19 protein-coding genes are annotated in these 21,336 nt (G+C 45.0%); 11 read left to right on the top strand and 8 right to left on the bottom strand.

What is annotated here, in order from left to right; all coding sequences use genetic code 11:
- Nucleotides 1–92 precede the first annotated feature (92 nt).
- From ABLT31_RS11315 to pyk, 9 genes are all read left to right on the top strand, one after another.
- Nucleotides 93–1,085 (top strand): LacI family DNA-binding transcriptional regulator, encoded by a 993-nt coding sequence (locus ABLT31_RS11315; RefSeq protein ID WP_367751621.1) that lies wholly within the window; start codon nucleotides 93–95, stop codon nucleotides 1,083–1,085.
- Nucleotides 1,086–1,479: 394 nt separating this feature from the next.
- A complete protein-coding gene (locus ABLT31_RS11310; RefSeq protein ID WP_367751758.1) occupies nucleotides 1,480–2,682 on the top strand; it encodes an MFS transporter in 1,203 nt (400 codons plus the stop codon).
- A 140-nt stretch (nucleotides 2,683–2,822) separates the two neighbouring features.
- On the top strand, nucleotides 2,823–3,791 hold the full coding sequence (locus ABLT31_RS11305; protein WP_367751620.1) for a carbohydrate ABC transporter permease: 969 nt from the start codon (nucleotides 2,823–2,825) through the stop codon (nucleotides 3,789–3,791).
- On the top strand, nucleotides 3,791–4,615 hold the full coding sequence (locus ABLT31_RS11300; protein ID WP_367751619.1) for a carbohydrate ABC transporter permease: 825 nt from the start codon (nucleotides 3,791–3,793) through the stop codon (nucleotides 4,613–4,615). Before ABLT31_RS11305 ends, ABLT31_RS11300 begins: the two co-directional genes overlap by 1 nt.
- Nucleotides 4,616–4,658: 43 nt before the next feature.
- Nucleotides 4,659–5,948, top strand: coding sequence for an ABC transporter substrate-binding protein (locus ABLT31_RS11295; RefSeq protein ID WP_367751618.1), 1,290 nt, complete (start codon nucleotides 4,659–4,661; stop codon nucleotides 5,946–5,948).
- Nucleotides 5,949–6,029: 81 nt separating this feature from the next.
- A complete protein-coding gene (locus tag ABLT31_RS11290) occupies nucleotides 6,030–7,703 on the top strand; it encodes a glycoside hydrolase family 13 protein (RefSeq protein ID WP_367751617.1) in 1,674 nt (557 codons plus the stop codon).
- A 23-nt stretch (nucleotides 7,704–7,726) separates the two neighbouring features.
- Nucleotides 7,727–9,211 carry a glycoside hydrolase family 32 protein gene (locus ABLT31_RS11285; protein WP_367751616.1) on the top strand — a complete coding sequence of 495 codons (1,485 nt, stop codon included), beginning with the start codon at nucleotides 7,727–7,729 and terminating at the stop codon, nucleotides 9,209–9,211.
- Nucleotides 9,212–9,222: 11 nt separating this feature from the next.
- A complete protein-coding gene (locus ABLT31_RS11280; protein ID WP_367751615.1) occupies nucleotides 9,223–10,218 on the top strand; it encodes a carbohydrate kinase family protein in 996 nt (331 codons plus the stop codon).
- Nucleotides 10,215–11,963 carry a pyruvate kinase gene (gene pyk, locus ABLT31_RS11275; protein ID WP_367751614.1) on the top strand — a complete coding sequence of 583 codons (1,749 nt, stop codon included), beginning with the start codon at nucleotides 10,215–10,217 and terminating at the stop codon, nucleotides 11,961–11,963. The genes ABLT31_RS11280 and pyk overlap by 4 nt, the downstream gene beginning before the upstream one ends.
- A gap of 135 nt (nucleotides 11,964–12,098) precedes the next feature.
- Here the strand turns inward: pyk and ABLT31_RS11270 are convergent, their stop codons facing one another.
- The 3 genes from ABLT31_RS11270 to ABLT31_RS11260 form a co-directional block, all read right to left on the bottom strand.
- Nucleotides 12,099–13,757: a GMC oxidoreductase gene (locus ABLT31_RS11270; protein ID WP_367751613.1), complete on the bottom strand. Its 1,659-nt coding sequence runs from the start codon at nucleotides 13,755–13,757 to the stop codon at nucleotides 12,099–12,101.
- Between the two features lie 20 nt (nucleotides 13,758–13,777).
- Nucleotides 13,778–14,527, bottom strand: a complete 750-nt coding sequence (locus tag ABLT31_RS11265; RefSeq protein WP_367751612.1) for a ThuA domain-containing protein — start codon at nucleotides 14,525–14,527, stop codon at nucleotides 13,778–13,780.
- Between the two features lie 83 nt (nucleotides 14,528–14,610).
- Nucleotides 14,611–14,736, bottom strand: a complete 126-nt coding sequence (locus ABLT31_RS11260; RefSeq protein WP_367751611.1) for a hypothetical protein — start codon at nucleotides 14,734–14,736, stop codon at nucleotides 14,611–14,613.
- Between the two features lie 508 nt (nucleotides 14,737–15,244).
- Between ABLT31_RS11260 and ABLT31_RS11255 the strand changes: the two genes are divergently transcribed.
- Both ABLT31_RS11255 and ABLT31_RS11250 read left to right on the top strand, forming a co-directional pair.
- The gene (locus tag ABLT31_RS11255) at nucleotides 15,245–15,769 is read left to right on the top strand and encodes a coiled-coil domain-containing protein (RefSeq protein ID WP_367751610.1); all 525 of its coding nucleotides are present in this window, start codon (nucleotides 15,245–15,247) and stop codon (nucleotides 15,767–15,769) included.
- 142 nt (nucleotides 15,770–15,911) lie between these two features.
- Nucleotides 15,912–16,001: an L-rhamnose isomerase gene (locus ABLT31_RS11250; protein WP_367751609.1), complete on the top strand. Its 90-nt coding sequence runs from the start codon at nucleotides 15,912–15,914 to the stop codon at nucleotides 15,999–16,001.
- Nucleotides 16,002–16,128: 127 nt separating this feature from the next.
- On the opposite strand, the gene ABLT31_RS11245 is transcribed toward ABLT31_RS11250, so the two are convergent.
- From ABLT31_RS11245 to ABLT31_RS11225, 5 genes are all read right to left on the bottom strand, one after another.
- On the bottom strand, nucleotides 16,129–17,262 hold the full coding sequence (locus tag ABLT31_RS11245; RefSeq protein WP_367751608.1) for a GerAB/ArcD/ProY family transporter: 1,134 nt from the start codon (nucleotides 17,260–17,262) through the stop codon (nucleotides 16,129–16,131).
- Between the two features lie 24 nt (nucleotides 17,263–17,286).
- On the bottom strand, nucleotides 17,287–17,529 hold the full coding sequence (locus ABLT31_RS11240; RefSeq protein WP_367751607.1) for a hypothetical protein: 243 nt from the start codon (nucleotides 17,527–17,529) through the stop codon (nucleotides 17,287–17,289).
- Between the two features lie 38 nt (nucleotides 17,530–17,567).
- Complete coding sequence (locus ABLT31_RS11235) at nucleotides 17,568–18,746, bottom strand: Ger(x)C family spore germination protein (protein ID WP_367751606.1); 1,179 nt, start codon at nucleotides 18,744–18,746, stop codon at nucleotides 17,568–17,570.
- Nucleotides 18,747–18,772: 26 nt separating this feature from the next.
- On the bottom strand, nucleotides 18,773–20,284 hold the full coding sequence (locus ABLT31_RS11230; protein WP_367751605.1) for a spore germination protein: 1,512 nt from the start codon (nucleotides 20,282–20,284) through the stop codon (nucleotides 18,773–18,775).
- A 169-nt stretch (nucleotides 20,285–20,453) separates the two neighbouring features.
- Nucleotides 20,454–21,224, bottom strand: coding sequence for a hydroxypyruvate isomerase family protein (locus tag ABLT31_RS11225; protein ID WP_367751604.1), 771 nt, complete (start codon nucleotides 21,222–21,224; stop codon nucleotides 20,454–20,456).
- Nucleotides 21,225–21,336 lie beyond the last annotated feature (112 nt).

Below are 21,336 nucleotides of genomic sequence, written 5' to 3'. Positions count from 1 at the left end.
AGTGATAAGCCTTGTTTTCTTTTTTTCTCCATTTAGGGTAGAATGGTTATGGAACTGATTCCATAGTCCATAAATAGTGGAGTGATAAATACGTGCCAACCATATCGGATGTTGTAAGATTATCGGGGGTGTCAAAAACCACCGTTTCGCGTGTCATAAATAATTCTCCTTATGTTTCCAAAGAGAAAAGAGAACGTGTGCTGGAAGTGATGAGAGAACTTGGATATACCCCGAATCCGGCAGCAAGAAGATTAAGGGGACAACTAACGACAACGATTGGTGTAATTGTGCCGAGAATCGTAAACCCCTTTTTTTCCTATCTTGTCGATGCGATGGAAAAGATCGCCTACCGCAATGGCTATCAGGTCTTGATTTTCCAGAGCAATGAGGATAAAAAGAAAGAATTGGCGTTTTTAAACCTATTAAAAACCAAACAAGTGGATGGAATTATCATGACTTCCATCGAACATGAGTGGAGCATCATTGAGCCGTTCATGGAGTACGGGCCCATTTTGCTATGCAACGAATATGTCAACCATGCTAGAGTTCCGATGGTTCGCTTAGATCAATACAAAGGAGCCTTTTTAGGAGTCAAGCATTTGATCGATAGGGGTCATCAAAAAATTGCCTATTGCACAGGCGGATTGTTTACCGAGCATGGGAAAGATAAAGATCGCAATCAGGGGTACCAAAAAGCTCTGGAAGAGGCAGGGATCAAGGTGAACCCGCAGTGGATTTTTGTGAATCAGCATAGTATTGAAGACGGAAAACAAGTGATGAGGCAAATTCTTGAAATGGAGGATCGCCCCACCGCCGTATTTACTGGAAGTGATGAGGTTGCTGCCGGAATGATCATGGAAGCAAAAGAGCATCAAGTAAGAATTCCGGAAGACCTTGCCATCATTGGTTTTGATGATCAGCCGCACGCAGAAATGCTGGAACCGAAACTTACGACGATTCGCCAGCCTATCGAGCAAATGGGAGAAAAAGCAATGGAGATACTTATTGAGATGCTCCATAATCCTGATTTAGAGCCAGTGGTCTGTGAACTTCCAATTGAACTTGTCATCCGAAAATCAACATAGATTAAACTTAAGGAAATGATGGTGGGAGCTAGGAGACTTAGCTTCCATTTTTTTTTTGAAGAAAAAAATGATTGAAACCGATACCATAATATAATACAATGTTGGATATAAAACAGAAAGAGGAGGTATATGTAATACCAAACAAGCTGAATCCACTTTCATACTTAATTTTAGATATCGTGTTTTTTTAAATATCAATGGAACCGATACCATATTTTGAAGAAAGTGAAAGAGTGGTTTAATGTGAGTCTAATTTTGATTAGATGTTAAGAATTCCCCACGAAATTTGTGCAAACTATACCAGAGTGAAAGAGGAACATTCTAGTTAAAGGGACATGGTTTGTTCGTTCAGAAAGCTTTGGATAAGGAGGGTTATAAGTTGTACAAGTCCACTATGTATTGGAAACTTAGTATGTATTTCTTTTTCTTTTTCTTCACCTATGCTGCCTGTTATTCATTTTTTACCATTTGGTTAGGTCAAAAAATTCAATTAAGCGGTGTTCAAACGGGGATTATCTTTTCTGTTAATGCCGTTTTTGCACTTATTATTCAGCCTTTATATGGGTATATTTCCGACCGCATCGGCTTTAAAAAGCATATTTTGTATTTTATTAGCATATTGCTTGTCTTTGTTGGACCCTTCTTCATTTACGTGTACGCTCCTCTCCTGAAATTGAACTTTTTCTTGGGTGCCATCGTTGGAGGTCTCTATTTAGGTGTTACCTTTTTGGGGGGATGCGGTGCTGTCGAATCGTATATTGAAAAAGTAGGAAGGAAATATCATTTTGAGTTCGGCCGAGCGAGGATGTGGGGCTCTCTTGGATCAGCAAGTGCTGCGTTTTTTGCGGCGCGTTTTTTCAATATGAATCCCAATATTAACTTTTGGATAGCCTCCCTCACTGCTCTTATTTTGGTGGTTATTATGTTAATGACCAAAGTGGAGATGACCGAAAAAGAAGTTGAACGGGCTGAATCTGTCACTTTAAAACATGTTGGACAGCTTTTCCTATTGAAAGATTTCTGGTTTTTTATGATATATGTGTTGGGAGTTGCATGTGTATATACTGTATTTGATCAACAGTTTCCGCTCTATTTCGCTTCCCTTTTTCCTACGGTAGAGCAAGGGAATCAAGTTTTTGGCTATTTGAATTCACTCCAGGTTTTCTTGGAGGCAGGGATGATGTTTATGGCACCTCTTATCGTGAATAAGATGGGGGCAAAAAAAGCTTTAGTATTCGCTGGATTTGTCATGGCATTCCGAATCATCGGCTCAGGGCTCGTTGCCGGATCTTTTGGGATTTCATTTTTCAAGTTGATTCATTCTTTAGAATACGCCGTTTTGATGGTGGCTATCTTCAAATACTTAGCTTCCAACTTTGATACTCGATTATCATCCGTTCTTTACTTGGTGGGTTATCAGTTTGCCATGCAAATCGGCACAACGGTCCTATCGCCAATTGCCGGGAGTTTGTATGACGGTATGGGATTTAGACACACTTATATATTGATGGGTCTTTTTATCCTTGTTTTTACTGGCATATCCGCTTTTACGTTACTGAACCAAAAGAAAGACGTTGCGATCAAACAAGCAGCTTAGATATAGGGTGATTGTTAGTCCCGCTTTTTTCAAAATAAAAAATAAAAAATGCATTGAAACCGATACCACATTTTCAGGAGGTAAAAGTGGAGAATGTATATCACTACTAACTTTAAAAGGTTAATAGGAGTTGATGAAGGATGAATAGACAAGGCATATTGCAAGAAAAGGAGTTCGTTTCTTCAAGTAACCAAGATAAGCGAAAAGAACGGACTTCATTGAAGTTTAAAAAACAAAGGCAATTAAAAAAGGCTGGATTATTCGCTTTATTTGTCGGACCCGTGTTTTTAGCGTTTGCGATTGTCGTCCTTATTCCCTTCTTTTCAGGAATTTATTATGCTTTTACGGACTGGAACGGGGTAACAGGAACCATCAATTGGGTGGGATTGGATAATTTTAAATATTTATTTGCCGAAGACAAGCAGTTTCAGCAGTCGTTCTTGCTTACAACGAAATATACAGTTATTGCCGTTTTATTAACCAACTTGGCAGGATTCGGATTAGCCCTGCTTGTTACGCAAATGTTGAAAACAAGAAATGTTTTGCGTACGGTATTCTTCATGCCTAACTTGATTGGCGGCCTTTTGCTGGGATTCATTTGGCAGTTTATTTTCGTGAAAGGTTTCGCATCCATAGGGCAATTAACGGGTTTGTCTTTTTTTCAGTTGCCTTGGCTGGGAGATGCGCAAACGGGATTCTGGGGAATCGTTATTGTCAGCGTATGGCAAGGGGCTGGCTATATCATGATCATCTATGTCGCTGCATTGCAGAACGTCCCTCAAGAGATCGTTGAAGCAGCCAAAATGGATGGAGCGAATAAATGGCAAGTTCTCCGCCATATTACCCTGCCGATGGTAGCTCCGGCCGTAACGGTCTGCTTATTCTTAACGATCGCATCGTCATTCAAGATCTTTGACGTAAACTTATCCTTAACAAACGGCGGTCCATTTAAGTCAACAGAAATGCTAGCCTTTAACATTTATACAGAAGCATTCGTCAATAACCGCTATGGCATTGGTGAAGCAAAAGCACTCATCTTCTTCCTTGTTGTAGCCGCAATCACCGTCATGCAGGTGATAATTTCGAAGAAGAAGGAGGTGGAGTCCTAATGGGAAACAAGTATACAGGAAAAACGATGATCATTGAAAGTCTTGCCATCCTGCTTGGACTGATCTTTTTGGTGCCGTTCTATTATGTGGTATCCAATTCCTTAAAATCGTTTGCTGAGATATTAACCAATACGTCAGCTTTGCCGTCTGTGCTTCATTTCGAGAATTATGCAAATGCATTTGAACAAATGAACTATATCCAAGCCTTCACCAACTCCCTGATTATCACCATAGCCAGCAATGCGGTTCTCGTTGTGTTTTCTTCTATGGCTGCTTACATGCTGGTCCGGACAAAAAAGAAGATCAGCCATATCATTTTTATGATTTTCGTAGCGGCCATGGTCATTCCCTTCCAATCGATCATGATTCCGCTGGTCAAAGTAGCGGGCAACCTGGGATTAAGCGGCATCTGGGGTCTCGTCATCATGTACTTGGGCTTTGGGTCTGGAATGACCATCTTCCTGTATCATGGTTTTATCAAAGGGATTCCGGTAGAGGTGGAAGAGGCTGCGATCATTGACGGTTGTTCGACGTTCGGCGTGTTCTGGAAAATTGTATTTCCATTGCTGAAGCCCATTACGGTCACGGTCGTTATCCTGAACAGCTTATGGATTTGGAATGACTTCTTATTGCCATCCCTCATCCTTCAAGATCCTGATTCAAGAACGATTCCATTAGCCACATTTTTCTTCTTTGGACAGTATACCAAGCAGTGGGATATGGCACTAGCCGCATTAGTCATCAGCATTATTCCATTACTAATATTCTTCTTTATGATGCAAAAGCACATTATTAAAGGAATAACAAGCGGATCCATTAAATGAAATCCAGATGAACAACACTTATTTAAATCAGGAGGGGTAAATCATGTCTTTAAAAATCAAAAAGCTTCCACTAGCTGCTGGCATACTATCCGCTTCGCTTCTATTTGCAGCCGCTTGTTCCAATGACAGCGCAAGCGAAGCGCAAAAAAACGGCGACGGTACAGGGGATCAGGTTGTTGTTGACATTCTGCAAGGTAAAGTTGAAGTCGCAAACCAGTTAGAAGCATTAACGGATCAATACGCAAAAGAGCATCCGAACGTGACCTTTAATATTCAAACCGTTGCAGATCCTACTGTGCTCAAAACCAAGTTTGCTTCCGGCAGTGCCCCTGATATCTTTACGCTCCAAGGATATCAGGATACTCAAACCTGGAAAGATAAATTGGAGGATTTATCCGATCAGCCATGGGTAAAAGATGCGTATGAGAATGCATTGGAGCCCATGACTATGGATGGCAAAATATATGGACAGCCTGTAAATCTTGAGGGCTATGGTTTAGTTTACAATAAGGAATTGTTTAAGAAGGCCGGAATAACAGGACTTCCTAAAACGTATTCCGAGTTGGAGGCAGCGGCAAAAAAGCTGAAGGCTGCTGGCATTACTCCTTTCTCTGTCGGCTACGGGGAATGGTGGGTATTAGGGAACCATGGCCTGAATATCGCGTTTGCATCCCAGCAAGATCCCGATGCATTTATCAAGGGACTAAATGGAGGTACGGCTCACATTGCAGGAAATGAGTATTTCGAAAAGTATTTAGAGCTAGTGGACCTAACGGTTAAATATGGCAATAGCAACCCATTAACCACCGACTACAATACGCAAGTTACCTTATTCGCCACAGGTGAAACGGCCATGATCCAGCAAGGAAACTGGATACAGCCCATGCTTGATCAAATCGCTCCTAATATGGAGGTGGGCATTCTTCCCATTCCTCTTAGTGATGATCCGGCGATAGCGGATAAACTGCCGGTCGGTGTACCGAGCAACTGGGTCATCCATAACGGAGCACCTGAAGCAGACAAGCAAGCGGCAAAGGATTTCTTAAACTGGATGGTTACATCAGAAGAAGGCAAACGTGCATTGGTTGAAGATTTTAAATATATTCCAGCCTTTAAGTCTATCGAAGCAAGCGCAAAAGTGATAGGACCATTAGGTCAAGAACTTAACCAAAAATCAAAAGAAGGAAAAACCTTCAGTTGGGAATTTGCGAAATATCCGGATGGTGCAGGCCAGGAATTTGGTTCAACCCTGCAAGCCTTTGTCGGCGGAAACGTATCGAAAGAAGAAGCTCTGAAGGCTCTTGAAAGCAGTTGGGCTAAATTTAAAAAGTAAGATTCAGGCATGCAGATGTGGTTTTAACATCATTGATGGAACCGATACCATAAAATGGATCATTGAGGAGGCCGTAAAATAATGGAAAGAAAATGGTGGCATAAATCTGTTGTTTATCAAATTTACCCGAGAAGTTTTTATGATTCCAATGGCGATGGAGTCGGTGACTTGAAGGGAGTCATTCAGAAGCTGGATTACTTGAAAGAGCTAGGCATCGATGTGATCTGGCTTAGCCCGGTATATCAATCGCCTATGGATGATAACGGTTATGACATTTCCGATTATCATGCCATTGCGGAAGAGTTCGGCACGATGGAAGAAATGGAGCAGTTGATTGAGGAATCCAAGAAGAGAGAGATAAAAATCATCATGGATCTGGTCGTTAATCATACCTCGGATGAACACGCATGGTTTATGGAGTCCAAAAGCGGAAGAAGCAACCCGAAGAGAAACTGGTATATATGGAAAGATGCAAAGGATGGGACCCCTCCCAATAACGGCCGTTCCATCTTTGGAGGCTCAGCTTGGGAGTATGATGAGGCAACAGAACAGTACTATCTCCATGTCTTTTCCAGAAAGCAGCCGGATTTGAATTGGGAAAATGCCGAAGTTAGGCAAGCGGTGTACAAGATGATCAGATGGTGGCTAGACAAAGGAATTAGCGGTTTTCGAGTGGATGCCATCACGTTTATTAAAAAAAATCGGGATTTTCCGGATATCCTTGCGGATTCAGAAGACGGTTTGGCGCCAATTGCAGAAGTAAGTTTAAACCAGGAAGGAATTCATGCATTTTTAAGCGAGCTAAAAAGGAACACATTCTCGCACTATGATATTCTAACGGTTGCGGAAGCGCCTGGTGTTCATCCTGATGAATTGCCAAAGTATGTGGGGGAAGATGGGCATTTTAATATGCTTTTTGAATTTGATCATGTAGATTTGGATCTGGATAAGGAAGGGAAATGGTACCAGCCTAAAGAATGGACCTTATTGGAATTGAAATCCGCCATTACGAAGAGCCAGAACGTATACAACCAAATGGGGTGGGGTGCCCTTTACCTGGAAAATCATGATCAGCCGCGTTCTTTGAACAAGTTTATTAAAGAAGAAGACATGGGGGTTATCCCCGCGAAAATGCTAGCTTCATTTTACTTCTTCCTTAAAGGAACTCCTTTTATCTATCAAGGACAAGAAATAGGAATGACAAACGTCTCTTTTCCTTCGATTGGAGATTATGACGATATTGCTTCACACGATCAATATCAAGCAGCCATCAAAGAAGGGTATTCACCGGAAGATGCGCTAAAAGCGATTTGGAGACGAAGCCGGGATAATGCGCGTACGCCTATGCACTGGGATGATACGGAAAATGCAGGCTTTACGAAAGGGAATCCATGGTTAAAAGTAAATCGAAACTTCAAAACCATTAATGTGGAAAATGGGTTGCAGGATCCTCAATCCCTTTTATGTTTTTATAAAAACCTAATCAGGCTGCGTAAAGATAGCGAGTATTCTGACGTCATCACGTATGGTGACTATCAAGCTATGTGGGAAGAAAACCCCGATGTTTTTGCTTATATCCGAAAATATGAAAATCAAAAAATCTTAGTCATCGGAAACTTTTATGGAATGGAAACAAGGATTGCGTTGGATTTGCCAGTAAAAAAAGTGATCGTATCCAACTATGAAGACTTGCCGGAAGATTTCAATTGCTTGAAGATGCGCCCCTATGAGTCTCTTGTGTTGGAGCTGAAATAACGAATCAGGTAAGGAGAATCGAAGTGGAAAAACATCAAAGCTTAATCAATACGGCCCAGGAATCAAATGACCAAATAAAAGAGACGGTGTCCGATAATCATTGGAGGCTGCAGTATCATATCGCTGCACCGGCTTATTGGATCAACGATCCCAACGGTTTCTGCTACAATAATGGAGAATATCATTTGTTTTATCAGCATCATCCGTATTCGCCGCAATGGGGTCCGATGCATTGGGGACATGTGAAAAGCAAGGATCTTGCATTCTGGGAGCATCTCCCCATTGCCCTGGCCCCAAGCGAAGAATATGACCGTGACGGCTGCTTTTCCGGAAGTGCGATCGAAAAGGATGGAAAGCTTTATCTGATGTACACCGGGAATGTCTGGACAGGAGATAATCATGATACCGATTTAAAGCAATGCCAGTGCTTGGCGGTGAGTGAAGATGGCATCGCATTTACAAAGCTAAATGAGAATCCAGTCATCGCTGCTGCCCCAGAAGGAGATATCCATCCGTACCATTTCCGCGATCCGAAGGTCTGGAAGAATGAAAATCAGTATTATGCTGTGCTTGGTTCCAAAACGATGGATAACCGCGGGCAAGTTCTTCTTTACCGCTCCGATGATTTGATTCATTGGGAGTTTGTTAATGTGATGGCGAAAGGGGAAGGAAACTTTGGGTATATGTGGGAGTGTCCCGATTTCTTTCATCTAGATGGGCGGGATGTGCTGGTGATGTCTCCCCAAGGCATGAAACCGGAAGGGAACCTTTATCAGAACTTGCATCAATCCGGGTATGTGCTTGGACAGTTGAATTACGAAACCGGAACCTTTCCCCATCAGGAATTCCGGATGCTGGATGACGGCTTTGATTTTTATGCTCCCCAAACGACGATTGATGCACAGGGGCGACGGATCTTGATTGCCTGGATGGATATGTGGGAAAGTAAAATGCCAACCCAGGAATATCAGTGGGCAGGTGCCATGACGCTGCCCCGGGTTTTAACATTGAGGGATGACAAGTTACTTTGCTCTCCTGTACCTGAATTGGAGAAACTGCGTGAAGAGGAAGTATCCTACCGTGATTTGACCATTCAAGGGGTACAGTCCTTAGCAGAGATAGCCGGGGACAGCCTGGAACTGCAGCTGGAAGTCGATGCGAAAGATGCCGCTGTATTCGGTTTGAAGCTGAGAGTAGATGAACGCGCTCAACAAGAAACGGTGCTGACCTACAGTAAAAAAGAAAAGGTGCTTATATTGGACCGCAATCAATCGGGCGCCGGTCCGGGAGGCATTCGTAAGGCAGCAGTAGATTTAATCCATGACCGGTTAAAATTGCAGATCTTTATCGATCAATCGTCCATTGAAATTTTCATCAATGAGGGGGAAAAAGTGATGACGGCCAGGGTGTATCCAAGAAAAGAAGCGGTTAATATCCATTTCTTCTCGGATGGACCTTTAGAGATCGTTCAGCTTAAGAAATGGAAAATGAAAAAGAGTATTGCGTAGGAGTGTGTAACATGAAGAACACCAATGCGGTGGTATGTATGGGCGAATTGCTTATCGATTTTTTTTGTACGGATATCGAAGTGGATTTAATAGAAGGAAGTCATTTCTTGAAACAAGCCGGCGGAGCTCCAGCCAATGTCTCAGCCGCGATTGCAAAATTGGGCGGACAGGCCGTTTTTGCCGGGAAAGTCGGGGATGACCCTTTTGGCCACTTTTTAAAGAAAACACTGCAGGATGTAAAGGTAGATACATCGATGCTTACTTTGGACCCGAACTCCCGTACGACACTTGCTTTTGTATCGCTGAAAGCGGATGGAGAAAGGGACTTTACCTTCCATAGGGGGGCTGACGGACTGTTAACATGGAAAGACCTCAATATCCCCCAAATTCTACAGTCGAAGATCATCCATTTTGGGTCGGCAACCGCGATGCTGGAAGGACCTTCTCAAGAAACGTACTTTCAAGTGATGGAATGTGCCAAAGAAAATAACCTCTTCATCTCCTTTGACCCGAATTACAGGGAATTTCTCTGGAAGGGAAAAACAGAAGGATTTAGGGAACTGGCAAAAAAGGCCTTGGCCTTCGCCGATTTTCTCAAAGTCAGTGAGGAAGAATTGCAGTTGATTGCAGGAACAGAAAAGCTGGAGGATGGGGTGAAGATGCTTCACCAATTTGGGGCCAAGTGGATCTCCGTCACCCTGGGCAAAGAAGGGAGTTTCGTATCCAATGCCGAGCAGGCGGCTATGGTGAAAAGCATTCAAGTCAAGTCCATGGATTCCACGGGAGCAGGAGACGCGTTTGTGGGTGCCAACTTATTTCAGTTATCGCGATTGGCACATCCTCAGACGATCCTTCATGACTTTGAAAAAATAAAGGACATTACTTCTTTCTCCAATACTGTGGCCGCATTGGTATGTACTCAAATCGGAGCCATTTCTGCTTTGCCGTCCTATGAAACCGTAATGAAGAGGTATAAACCACAGAATATAAATGAGGTGCAGGCATGAGAAAAACGAAGATAGTTTGTACGATTGGGCCAGCAAGCGAAAAACCTGAAGTATTAAAAAAATTAATGCTAGCCGGCATGAATGTGGCGAGGTTGAACTTTTCCCACGGCAGCCATGAGGAACATGAAAAGCGCATCGATGCGATTCGGTCGTGTGCAAAAGAATTGAATCACAAGGTGGCCATCATGCTGGACACCAAGGGACCGGAAATTCGTACCGGGTTGTTAAAGGAGGGGCAAATCACGCTGAAGGCGGGGGACTTCTTTGTCCTGACCACGGAACCGATCGAAGGAACGCAGGAAAGGGTCAGCGTCACCTATGACCAGTTGCCCAATGATGTCCATGCAGGTGCTACGATTCTTGTGGATGACGGATTAATCGAACTCCAGGTGGAAGGCATTCAAGGAAACGAGATCCATTGCCGAGTCATCGATGGCGGCGTATTAAAGAACCGCAAAGGGATTAACCTTCCTCAAATCGCGGTCAACCTGCCAAGCATTACGGAGAAGGATATCGCGGATATTGCCTTTGGGATTCGCAAGAAGGTGGACTATATCGCCGCTTCTTTTGTCCGTAAGGCCTCGGATGTTCTCCAAATCAGGCATATTCTCGAGGAGTCCGACTCTGCTATTCGAATTATTTCTAAGATAGAGAATGAAGAAGGCGTTCATAACATGCAGGACATTCTGGAGGTATCGGATGGCTTGATGGTGGCCCGTGGAGACCTGGGTGTCGAAATACCTGCCGAGGAAGTTCCTTTGGTTCAAAAGAGGATGATCGCCGCCTGCAATGCCATGGGTAAACCGGTGATCACCGCTACCCAAATGCTCGATTCCATGCAGAATAATCCAAGGCCGACAAGAGCGGAAGCGAGCGATGTGGCGAATGCGATCTTTGACGGAACCGATGCGATCATGCTGTCCGGCGAGACCGCTGCGGGGAAGTACCCGGTTGAAGCGGTACAAACGATGGATCGGATTGCCCGCAAAGCGGAATCGTCTGTCATTTATCATGAACGCTTCCACCAGGACCAGTATGAAAAGAAAATGACGATCACCGATGCGCTGGGACAAGCCGTCATGACTACGGCCTCGACCCTGCAAGCGGCTGCGATCCTGACTCCTACAGAGAGCGGGTATACAGCTCGATCCGTGGCTAAACACCGTCCGGCTTGCCCTATTGTAGCGGTCACTCCGCATGAGGATGTGGTGAATTATCTGACTTTAGTTTGGGGAATTTATCCGATCCACTTTGAAAGTCCGGATAATACGGATGAAATGATGGAAAAGGCCATACAGGCCGCTGTTAAAGATCAGATGATCCAATACGGGGATCGCATCATCATTACGGCAGGCGTACCTGTCCGTGAATCCGGTGCCACCAACATGATGAAGGTTCATGTGGTCGGTAAAGTGGCAGCTAGAGGACGCGGCATCGGTGACTGTGCAGTAACAGGTAAGGTAGTCATTGTCGGATCCAAAGGTTGGGAAGATAAAGTCGATGAGACGACCATCCTCGTTGCCCAACATACGGACAAGCAGCATACGCCGTTCATTGAGAAGGCCGCTGCTTTAGTTACGGAAGATGGCGGGTTAACCTCGCATGCGGCGATCGTTGGCTTGAATTTAGGCAAGGCCGTCATCATAGGGGTTGAGGGAGCCACGACGCTATTTAAGGATGGCGATGAGATCACGGTGGATTCCCATCAAGGGCATATTTACCAGGGGATGGAGAGAATCTTATAGGTAAGGAGGCTGTTCCTGAAGGTCGGATATACAAGGGCTTTTTGGGGGCATGCCGACCTATGAAATGGTAGAAAATCAACAGCTTACTAAAAATTAAGAGATGAGGCATGTTGTCAGTTAAATTGTATCGCGAGTTCATTTTAATTGCTGGATAATATCATCTGCAGTTCGAACCGCTAAGGCAACAGTCGTCAATGTTGGATTGGTGGCCCCGATTGAAGGCAAAACGCTGTTATCGGCGACATAGAGACCAAATGTGCCATGGATTTGACCGTAACGGTTCGTGGCTGAAGTTGAGGGATCATCGCCCATCCTGCAGGTTCCCGATTCATGGTAGTCGCTTCCGGGAGGCATGAGGCAGATGGAAGGCTGGCCATCTCTAGAAATGAAGGGAGTTCCCATGGCAGAGGCAACTTGTTTTAAAGCGGATGCCATTTGGTGAATAATTGCCTTATCTTTTTCACTATAGGAAAAATGGACTTGTATCTCCGGTACTCCGTATTCATCCCGTTTAAGGGGATCCAGGGTAACCTGGTTTTCAAAACGTGATTCAACCTTACCGAACGCGCTAATGCCGATATGCAGCTCATCGAGCAAAGGCTTTTCTTCATACCGTTGATACCAAAGGTATCCCTCCGGACCGCCCATTTGAATCTGGTAAGGACGCTCCTGGGTTTGCGGGATCATCATACTAAGTGTTCCCAGAACCTCTGGAAATTCCTTGCGGTTCGCTTTCACTGTGGACAATAGAAAGGAATGATTGGTTAAAAAATGACCGATCGCTCTTCCTTGTATGCCTGAGTTAAGTAATATGCGGGGGGTTTCCAATGTACTTGCCGATAAAACAACAGTCTTTGCTCTGAGAAAGTAGGTTTTCTTTTCTGGAGACCTGACTTTAAGGCCGACCGTTTTTTCTTTTTCGACAAGCACTTCAACAGCGCGGGCGTTTACAGCTAAATCAAAGGGTTTTCGATTCAAGGCGTAGGCGAGCGTGGAGATAGAGCTCCAAAACGGGTCTGAATGAATCTGTCCATATCTTGTCGGTTCAAGATCAATCGGCGCAGGAACATTTACAGCTTCAGGAAACCCATTTTCCTGGAGCCGTTTTAATAAAATCTCTTGAAAGGTTGATCCCTTCGTATACCCATTTGTTACGTCCATAATCTGTTCCGCAAGTCGGTAGTAAAAATCCATTTCTTTCTCCGTTACGGGCCAATCGGCAATCTCAGAAGCGTCGAATCGGGGAGCAGACATTCCCCAAAATAAAGTTCTTCCCCCTAGAGCAAATAGCTGTCTTGCGCCTGGAAATTCAGGGAGTGATTTTCCGATCCATGTGGATACGGTTCGAAAATATTCAGCAAAACGCAAGTTATTCATGGTTGGGATATTCCGTACATGCGTCGGCAACAGGAGATTTCCTTTTTCAATGATACCGATTCGTTTTCCGTTATTTCTCCACTGTTCGCTTAACCTTCTAAGGACAGCTCCTCCCCCTGCACCGGTCCCGACAATGATCACATCATAATCCGTTTCAGCCATTCGCTCCAATGACGCAAGGGGAATCCAATGTTCAAGGCCGGCCGGCACTGATGATGGATCGAAAGGACAAGGCGGGACATGGATCTTTTGCATAATGGGCCTAGCTGGGGAAGGGATATTTACTTTGATGCCGGCAATGTTCATTTCAGGATTTGGAATATGCGGATTAAGAGAGAGAAGATTACTTATTTCAGCATGATATATTTCTGAGATTTTCCTAAGGGTATCTCCGTATTTGGCCATATAAATCTTCATGCTATCACGTCCTTATGTTTCTATTCGAGAGACTTTGCATGCCCGAAAACCGGTGCACTGCCATGGGGAGATGCTGCCCATCGCACGGCATTCGCTAAGACTCGCAAAATCTCTTGGTTATGGTAGGTCGGATGGGTTTCATGTCCCGGCTGGAAGTAAAATATTTTTCCTTGCCGCCGGTAATAAGCGCAGCCGCTGCGGAACACTTCCCCGCCTTCGAACCAGCTGACAAATACAAGCTGGTCGGGGGCAGGGATGTCAAAAAATTCGCCGTACATTTCCTCCTGCGGGAGCTCTATATACTCACCGAGCCCTGCAGCTATCGGATGTGCCGGGTCAACCACCCATATTCTTTGCTTATCATCGGATTCTCTCCATTTTAAGTCACAGGTCGTACCCATTAATTTTTTAAAGATTTTCGAAAAATGCCCTGAATGCAGCACGATTAATCCCATTCCATTGAGTACTCTTCGATAAACCTTTTCGACAATCTCATCCTTTACTTTTTCGTGAGCCAAATGTCCCCACCAGATTAATACATCGGTTTGGTTCAGCACCTCTTCCGTCAATCCATGCTCGGGTTGTTCCAGTGTAGCCGTTCGGATCTGGAACCCGTACGGTTGAAGGCCTTCCGAAATAGCTCCGTGTATTCCCTTTGGATATATACTAGCCACCTGCGGATTGGTCCGCTCATGGATATTTTCATTCCAGATCGTCACTTTTATCGCTTTCATTTCAAAGGTTTGATTGCCAATCCTGATTTTAATCATGAAAACCCTCATTCCTTATTCAACTTTGATTAAGAGAGTATATGTGCAAGGCTTTGAAAAAATAATGAGGAATTAACTTTAGCCTAAGGAGACTGTTGATTTCTTAAATCCGCCGGATGGAGGCGGGGGGAGACGGCATCCCAGTGCAGGGTTTTCCCGCCTAAAGCGAAAAATTGTTTCGCTTGGAAGCGTAGTTTCGCATATAACACGTTTTTAGGGGAGAAGTATATTTTGGTTATTTGTTCTATCAAATCCACATAAAATATTCTATTATAGAAGACTTTATTTTCCTTAAAATATAAATATTGTTTACTCCTGGTTGCTCAAAGAAGGAATTGGTAGAAAATGACTAATAAAAATAGAAACAAACTAAGTGCCATACAGAAGCCTGGCGTAAAACCGAATCGAAAAAAGTCAGGTGTTAGTAAATCTAGCAGAAATAAGACTGACACCAACGCTACCCTGGATTGCGAACAACAACTGGCTCAATGCAATGAGGATTTAAGAAGCGTTCAAATAGAGCTTGAAAACAGACGTCAAGAAATCGCCAATCTCCAAACTCAACTTGCTGAACAAAATGTGACTATTGACCTCCTTGAAAGGCGGATTGTTGAAAGGGACATCGCCATTGCTGTACGCGATGCTCAGATTGTTGAACGCAACACGATTATTGCCGCGCGCGATCAGCAGATTGCTGAACGCAACACGATTATTACTGTGCGTGACCAGCAGATTTCCGAACTCAACACGATTATCGCCGCACGTGATTTGCAACTTGCCGAACGAAATAATGTCATAGTGTTAAGAGACCAGCTCATCGCATTAAGGGATATGCAAATTGTTCAATTAACCATGCAGATCACCCAGCAGGCGGAGCAAATACTTAAACAAACGGAAACGATCGATCAGCTAAGGGCTGCAATCGCAGAGCAATCGAAGAATTCTTCTGATCTACCAGAGGGTGCACCAGGAGCACCGAGCGCACCAGGAGCACCGAGCGCACCAGGTACACCACTTGCGCCAGGTGCGCCGCTCGCACCCGGCACACCACTTGCATCGGGGTCTCCATCCGCGCCAGGAGCACCGGGGTCTCCACTCGCACCCGGTGCACCAGGGTCTCCACTCGCACCCGGTGCATCCGGTCCACCAGGGTCTCCACTCTCACCTGGTGCACCGGGACGTACTCCTACTTCAGACTCTCCCCCTATGATACGGTTTCATTCCCGAAACAATCCTAAGTGATTAAGGCTTGCGATTCGTTTCCATGTTGGCATAAGTTTACAACAGATTAGCGGCCAAGTTTTGGGCCGCTAATTTTTGTGCTTATTATCCGAACTTGTAGAGCTAGTGTAACTGACATACTTCGTGTTGTGAGTATATCCCTGTGGATCGGAGGGCTTCGAGACAAAGGCTGAAGGAATCGTTGGATCAGATTTTCCAAGAAAAGCTGAATATGAAGCATAAGTTTGAGTAAAATTCGCCGTACATTTCCTCCTGCGGGAGCTCTATGTACTGACCGAGCCCTTCGGCTATCGGATAGCCTTCCGAAATCGCTCCGTGGATTCCCTTTGGATAAATGCTCCCTTTAAGAGGGAAGCAGGTCATTGCGCATTAATTTTCTTCTCAGCTGCCGGTCCTGATTTCCCCTTTTTCCCCTTAAAAACGGTAACCAATGTGATCAGAATCAGGGGTACAATCCAGACAATAAAGATGAACAGGGGCCAGACAATCAATACCATATCGTTAAATTCCACCGGCGTTTTATACATGGTGACCGACATCAGAAGGCCGACAAGCGCGATCGGATAGACCAGGATCCGGTCATCCTGCAATTTTAGTAATTGCGATAAAGCCATGGTAATAACAAACAGGACGATGGTTGCTTTCATATAGGAGCCAGCAATCAATGACATGCCGATGACCGATTCAATCCTTCTGATGATTTCCGCCACATCCACCATGCGCGCGACCGCAAATACGGAATACTTCCTCATTCCGGTCAATGGACCAAGCACCATAATGCTGCAGATGGTGACTGTCAGCAGGCTGATGATATTGACGACGAGAGCGGAGACCATTAATTTGCTCAGAAGATTTCCTTTTTCCTTGCGGCAAAAAGGAAGAATCATCGCAAACACGACCAGTTCCAGATACGGAAAGCCCAGCGAAAGATAAGTCCCATGCAGAACAGGCCGGAAACCATCGGGAAGTACGGGCAATAGATATTCCGGATGATAATTGTTAAACGCCAGAAACAAGACGATAGTGACAAATGCTGTCATGACGTAAAGGAGGAAAGTAAACATCCTGGCCATTACTTCAATGCCCTCTCTTACCGTGATGGCGGCGGTCATAAGAATGAGGCCATGGAACACGACATGCGGTGTTCTCTCCATCATGGTACTGGTCATAAATCCCCCGATATCGATCACGATATTCGTAAGCATGAGGAATAGCGCCATCAGGAAAGGAATGGAAAAGAAAACAGTCAACCCATTTCCTATCGCTTTCCGGCTGTAATCGATAAAGGTCAGCCCGGGATACTGCTTATGCAAATAGAGGATGCAAAATAAGAGCAGCATTCCGACACTGCCTGCAAGCAAAAGGGAAATCCAAGCCCCATTTTTTGCGGCTCCGACTAAGGGGGCCGGAATGTTTACGACAGCCGAACCGGTAAGAAACGAGAGAAATAAGGTTGCCATTTGCCAGGGACTGATCGTCTCTTGCCTGTTCATGGGTACCGAACCTCCTTTTCGAGCTTAGGATGGGAGCTTGACGGATTCTACAATGCTTTTTGCCGGATCGGCCAGAAGGAATTTCACTAGGTCATCGAGGTTCGGCCAATTTTTCCCCACTAAGAAATTAAGGCTTAAATAAAAGCTGGCCAATAGCAGCATGCCATAGGCAACCCGAGCAGGTCCCTTTTTTTGCTTTAGTTTGGGCCCATCACTGATGAGCATAGCCGCATATAGAATAAGCAGGATGATGATATTTTGCAGCAAGGTCCATTCCCCCGTTCATACAGCAATGCCCAAGAGATTCATTGGGAAAAAATCGGTTTGCCGATATCCATTTTCGTATCGATAAGTTCAACTTCAATATGGTAGTTGAATTTGGCCCCGGAAAAAAGCTCATCCCAATCGTCTCGCAATGTTTTCCATTGTTGGGGATTTTGGCTGTAAATTTTATTCCCGATCCCGATGACATCTACTTTTTTATCCTGCAAGAGCTTCACCGTTCTTTTTATTTTCTCTTCAACTGCAGCTTCAGCTGATTTTAAGAAAAGCTGTTCTCCTTTCGTCGTGGTCAAATCCGAACAATAGAGTTCACCGGTAGAGGCGGCTATCTGAATGGAGACGTCCACCTTTACGGAATCCCCCTTTACATTCGGCTTCACATTGACGTTGAAAAGAAATACCTCCATCGTTTCCATTCGTTTGTTCTTTTCATTGGAAGTGCGGCTGCATGGGATTTGTATAATCCCGCTTTGAAATCGATCAGACAGCATGAGCAGTCCTTCTACATCTTTGGGGGCAACCGTACCCGCCATTTTGCCTTTTTTGATCAGGGCGTTCCCGACAACAAGGGTCTCCTTTGGCTGTTTCTCCCCAAAGTAGAGGTAGGGCACAATTCCTGCATTCACCTCGCTTTTCAATTGGATGCCCAAATCGAGCAGGTCTGTCATGGCTACTTTCGCCGTAAAGCGGGAGGCGTATTTCTGTATTTCCCCAATTTGCTGGGAGACCGTGTTTTCGATGAATGGCGTGGTTTTCAAATAATCGCTGGCTTTGTCTTTGGTAATGATAATGGGAACGAAAAGTCTCGTTTCATGGCTGCGATAGAAAAAGTCGAGGACATCCCCGAGGCTTTTTTTCTTTGCCACCTGTTCGCTGATCAGAATGACCCGCAAATGGCTCCACATCGGCTTGCGGCCTAAATGGATGGAAATATCGCGAATCGCCTCAAAAATGGAATCGTCCTTTGTCGTGATGTTGATCGCAGCCGTCTGACCCTCTCCGCCGGATCCCGAGGCTCCGGTTGGGCCTCCGCCCTTCGGCTTATAGAATTGGGTTGTCAGCTCAAACTTCCCATCCTTTGTCTGATCGATTGCAATTCCTTGGACAAATCCCCATTCCGTGAGTTCGAATTTATCCCAGCACCCTGTTAACAGGAAAAAGGAGAATAGAGATAAAGTGAGTGATATCAAACCTTTCTTCATCGTTTTATCCTCCTCTTTTCATGAAGCTAGCCCTTCGGAAGCTTATGAAAATGCCTGTTACGCGGGGAGCGGAGCAGGATTTTCAATGGAGCCCGGATGAAGATATCGCGCAGCTGCCGCAGGCGCAAGGGGGCAATCGGTGCGAGATAGGGCTGTCCAAAAGAACGCAGACTCGTCATATGCAGAAGTATCCAAATGAATCCGATCATAATTCCGAATCCTCCTAAGGATGCGGCCAGCACCATGAGCGGCCAGCGCAAAATCCTCAAGGAAATGGCGATATTGTATTGCGGGATGGCAAAGGAAGCGATCCCGGTTAAGGCAACAACGACGACCATGATCGGGGAAGCGATCCCGGCATTGATGGCCGCTTCCCCGATAACCAATGCCCCGACAATGCTTACGGCCGATCCGACAGGCCTAGGCAGGCGGACTCCCGCTTCCCTCAGCAGCTCAAAGAAAAATTCCATCATCAGCGCCTCCACAAAAGCAGGAAATGGAATTCCCTCCCGCGTATCAAGAATCGCCAATAAGAGAACATCTGGAATTAATTCGGGATGAAAGGTACTTAGGGCAATATAAATGCTCGGCAAAGTCAGGGCAATGAAAAAGGCGGCAATTCTCAGCTGCCGGATGAGAGTAGATATAATGGCCCTTTGATAGTAATCTTCGCTGGTGACGAATAAGTCGGTAAACTGGACGGGACAGATCATCATCATGGGCGTGCCGGAAACAAGGAGAACGATCTTTCCGTCCAATAAATTGGCCACGGCAATATCCGTGCGTTCCGTATAGCGGACTTGGGGGAAAGGAGAGTAGGTTTCATCCTCTATTAACTCCTCAATATAGGCCGTTTCCAGAATTTCTTCTTTATTTATCCGATTGATCCGCTGTTTGAATTCCTCCAGCGTTTCCGGATTTACGGCACCTTCCAGGTATCCGAAGGCTAGCTTTGTGTTCGTTTTTCCCCCTGCGGTGTGGTATTCGATCTTGAAATCGGGACTTTTCAATCGCAAGCGGAGCATCCCAATATTCTTTTCCAGATTTTCAACCGCGCCTTCGCGGGGGCCATGAACCAAAGGTTCGATGACCGGTTCCGTCACTTGCCTCGTTTCGAGGCCGGAAGCCGCATAGCCGAGTGCCTTGTTCCAATGATTGAAAAAGATCACCACATATCCTTCGGAAACATCCCTTACCACTTGATCCAAGTTCTCAACCAGGTGATGGGATTGGGCGGAAACGCCTTGCCGGCCAAAGAAGCCCATCACATCTTCCGGAGAAATGGTCGCTGCGGGGCCAACCTCATAAGGGACAAGGTCCTGAAGCGATTCTTTCATATAAGTGACTGTTTTCTTTTGGACCAAGGTATCGTAATAGACGGAGAAAGCCGTATGCATCATATCCGGCCCATATCGCCATTCAAGAAGGGTCAGATCCTTGCAGTTGTTGAAAATGCGTTCGATTTGCTTCTTGTTTTCCGCTAAATTTCTCGAGATGGCCACTGTTGGCGGTTCTTTTTTTTGTTTTGACTCCTTCATGGAAAGTACCCCTTGTTTGAGGATCAAATATATACATGGAACATAAAGGAATTCTACAAGAGCATTAGTCGTATTATTGCTTGTTTTTCGGTAGATATACGTCCGAAAATGGAGAGAAAGAATCGGGAGGGGGCATTTCGCGGTTATGACCGGCCATCTTCAGATCAAACTAAACGAGTCCGGCAGACTTTACCCAGTTGAGAAACTTCGCCAGTCCCAATGAAGCATCTTCGATTGGAAAATATTCCAGCGCTACATATCCTCTAAAGCCAGTTGCTTCAATCGCTTTAAAAATATTCAAATAATAGAGCTCTCCCGTATAAGGTTCATGTCTACCGGGAACCCCGGCTGCGTGGAAATGACCGATTTTATGGATGTTTTGGGTAATGGTAGAAATGATATTTCCTTCCATAATTTGCATATGGTAAATGTCGTAAGCCACTTTGACATAAGGGCTGCCGACTTCATCGATGATTTGGAATGCTTCTTTGGAGCTGTATAAATAGTACCCTTTATGATCAACCAGCGTATTGAGCGGTTCGATCACCAACATGATTCCTGCCTGCTTAAGATAAGGTACGCTGGCTCTCAGCCCTTCCACAATACTGCGGTGCTGATCCTTCCTTGGGATTCCTGGAATTTCCTGTCCCACCTGGGAGATAATCGTCCTGCACCCGAGCATCCTGGCAATCGCGATGGTTTGCCTGAGCCCTTCTACATATTCCTGCCGTCTGGATGGATCGGTCAAACTAATAAATTTGGTGACAATGCTTGTCACTGTAAGCTGAAGTGCCTCTTTCGCTGCCAAAATCGCTTGCGGGTTCTTATCCCACCAGGACCAAAACTCAAAAGCGTTATAGCCTAATCGTTTAGTCTCTCGCATACTTTGCAGAAAATCATTGCCTGAAAACACGGCTTCGATATTCACGGAAAATTTCATGGGCATTACCTCCAATTTGGTCTGTTATATAGCTATGTGGAAAATTCAAACAGCATTCAATGAGTGGGAAGTGAGCACGCCCAATAGAAAGGAGCATTTTGCAGGCTCCCGT

It is taken from the genome of Ammoniphilus soli (assembly GCF_040813775.1).
The sequence above is the reverse complement of the archived record's forward strand: the minus strand, read 5'-3'. Positions and strand labels throughout refer to the sequence as shown.

Coding starts and splice junctions, on each gene's coding strand:
- ABLT31_RS11310 (WP_367751758.1), top strand. CDS start 1,480: ATGTATTGGAAACTTAGTATGTATTTCTTTTTCTTTTTCTTCACCTAT.
- ABLT31_RS11305 (WP_367751620.1), top strand. CDS start 2,823: ATGAATAGACAAGGCATATTGCAAGAAAAGGAGTTCGTTTCTTCAAGT.
- ABLT31_RS11300 (WP_367751619.1), top strand. CDS start 3,791: ATGGGAAACAAGTATACAGGAAAAACGATGATCATTGAAAGTCTTGCC.
- ABLT31_RS11295 (WP_367751618.1), top strand. CDS start 4,659: ATGTCTTTAAAAATCAAAAAGCTTCCACTAGCTGCTGGCATACTATCC.
- ABLT31_RS11290 (WP_367751617.1), top strand. CDS start 6,030: ATGGAAAGAAAATGGTGGCATAAATCTGTTGTTTATCAAATTTACCCG.
- ABLT31_RS11280 (WP_367751615.1), top strand. CDS start 9,223: ATGAAGAACACCAATGCGGTGGTATGTATGGGCGAATTGCTTATCGAT.
- pyk (WP_367751614.1), top strand. CDS start 10,215: ATGAGAAAAACGAAGATAGTTTGTACGATTGGGCCAGCAAGCGAAAAA.
- ABLT31_RS11270 (WP_367751613.1), bottom strand. CDS start 13,757: ATGAAGATTTATATGGCCAAATACGGAGATACCCTTAGGAAAATCTCA.
- ABLT31_RS11265 (WP_367751612.1), bottom strand. CDS start 14,527: ATGATTAAAATCAGGATTGGCAATCAAACCTTTGAAATGAAAGCGATA.
- ABLT31_RS11245 (WP_367751608.1), bottom strand. CDS start 17,262: ATGAACAGGCAAGAGACGATCAGTCCCTGGCAAATGGCAACCTTATTT.
- ABLT31_RS11235 (WP_367751606.1), bottom strand. CDS start 18,746: ATGAAGAAAGGTTTGATATCACTCACTTTATCTCTATTCTCCTTTTTC.
- ABLT31_RS11230 (WP_367751605.1), bottom strand. CDS start 20,284: ATGAAGGAGTCAAAACAAAAAAAAGAACCGCCAACAGTGGCCATCTCG.
- ABLT31_RS11225 (WP_367751604.1), bottom strand. CDS start 21,224: ATGAAATTTTCCGTGAATATCGAAGCCGTGTTTTCAGGCAATGATTTT.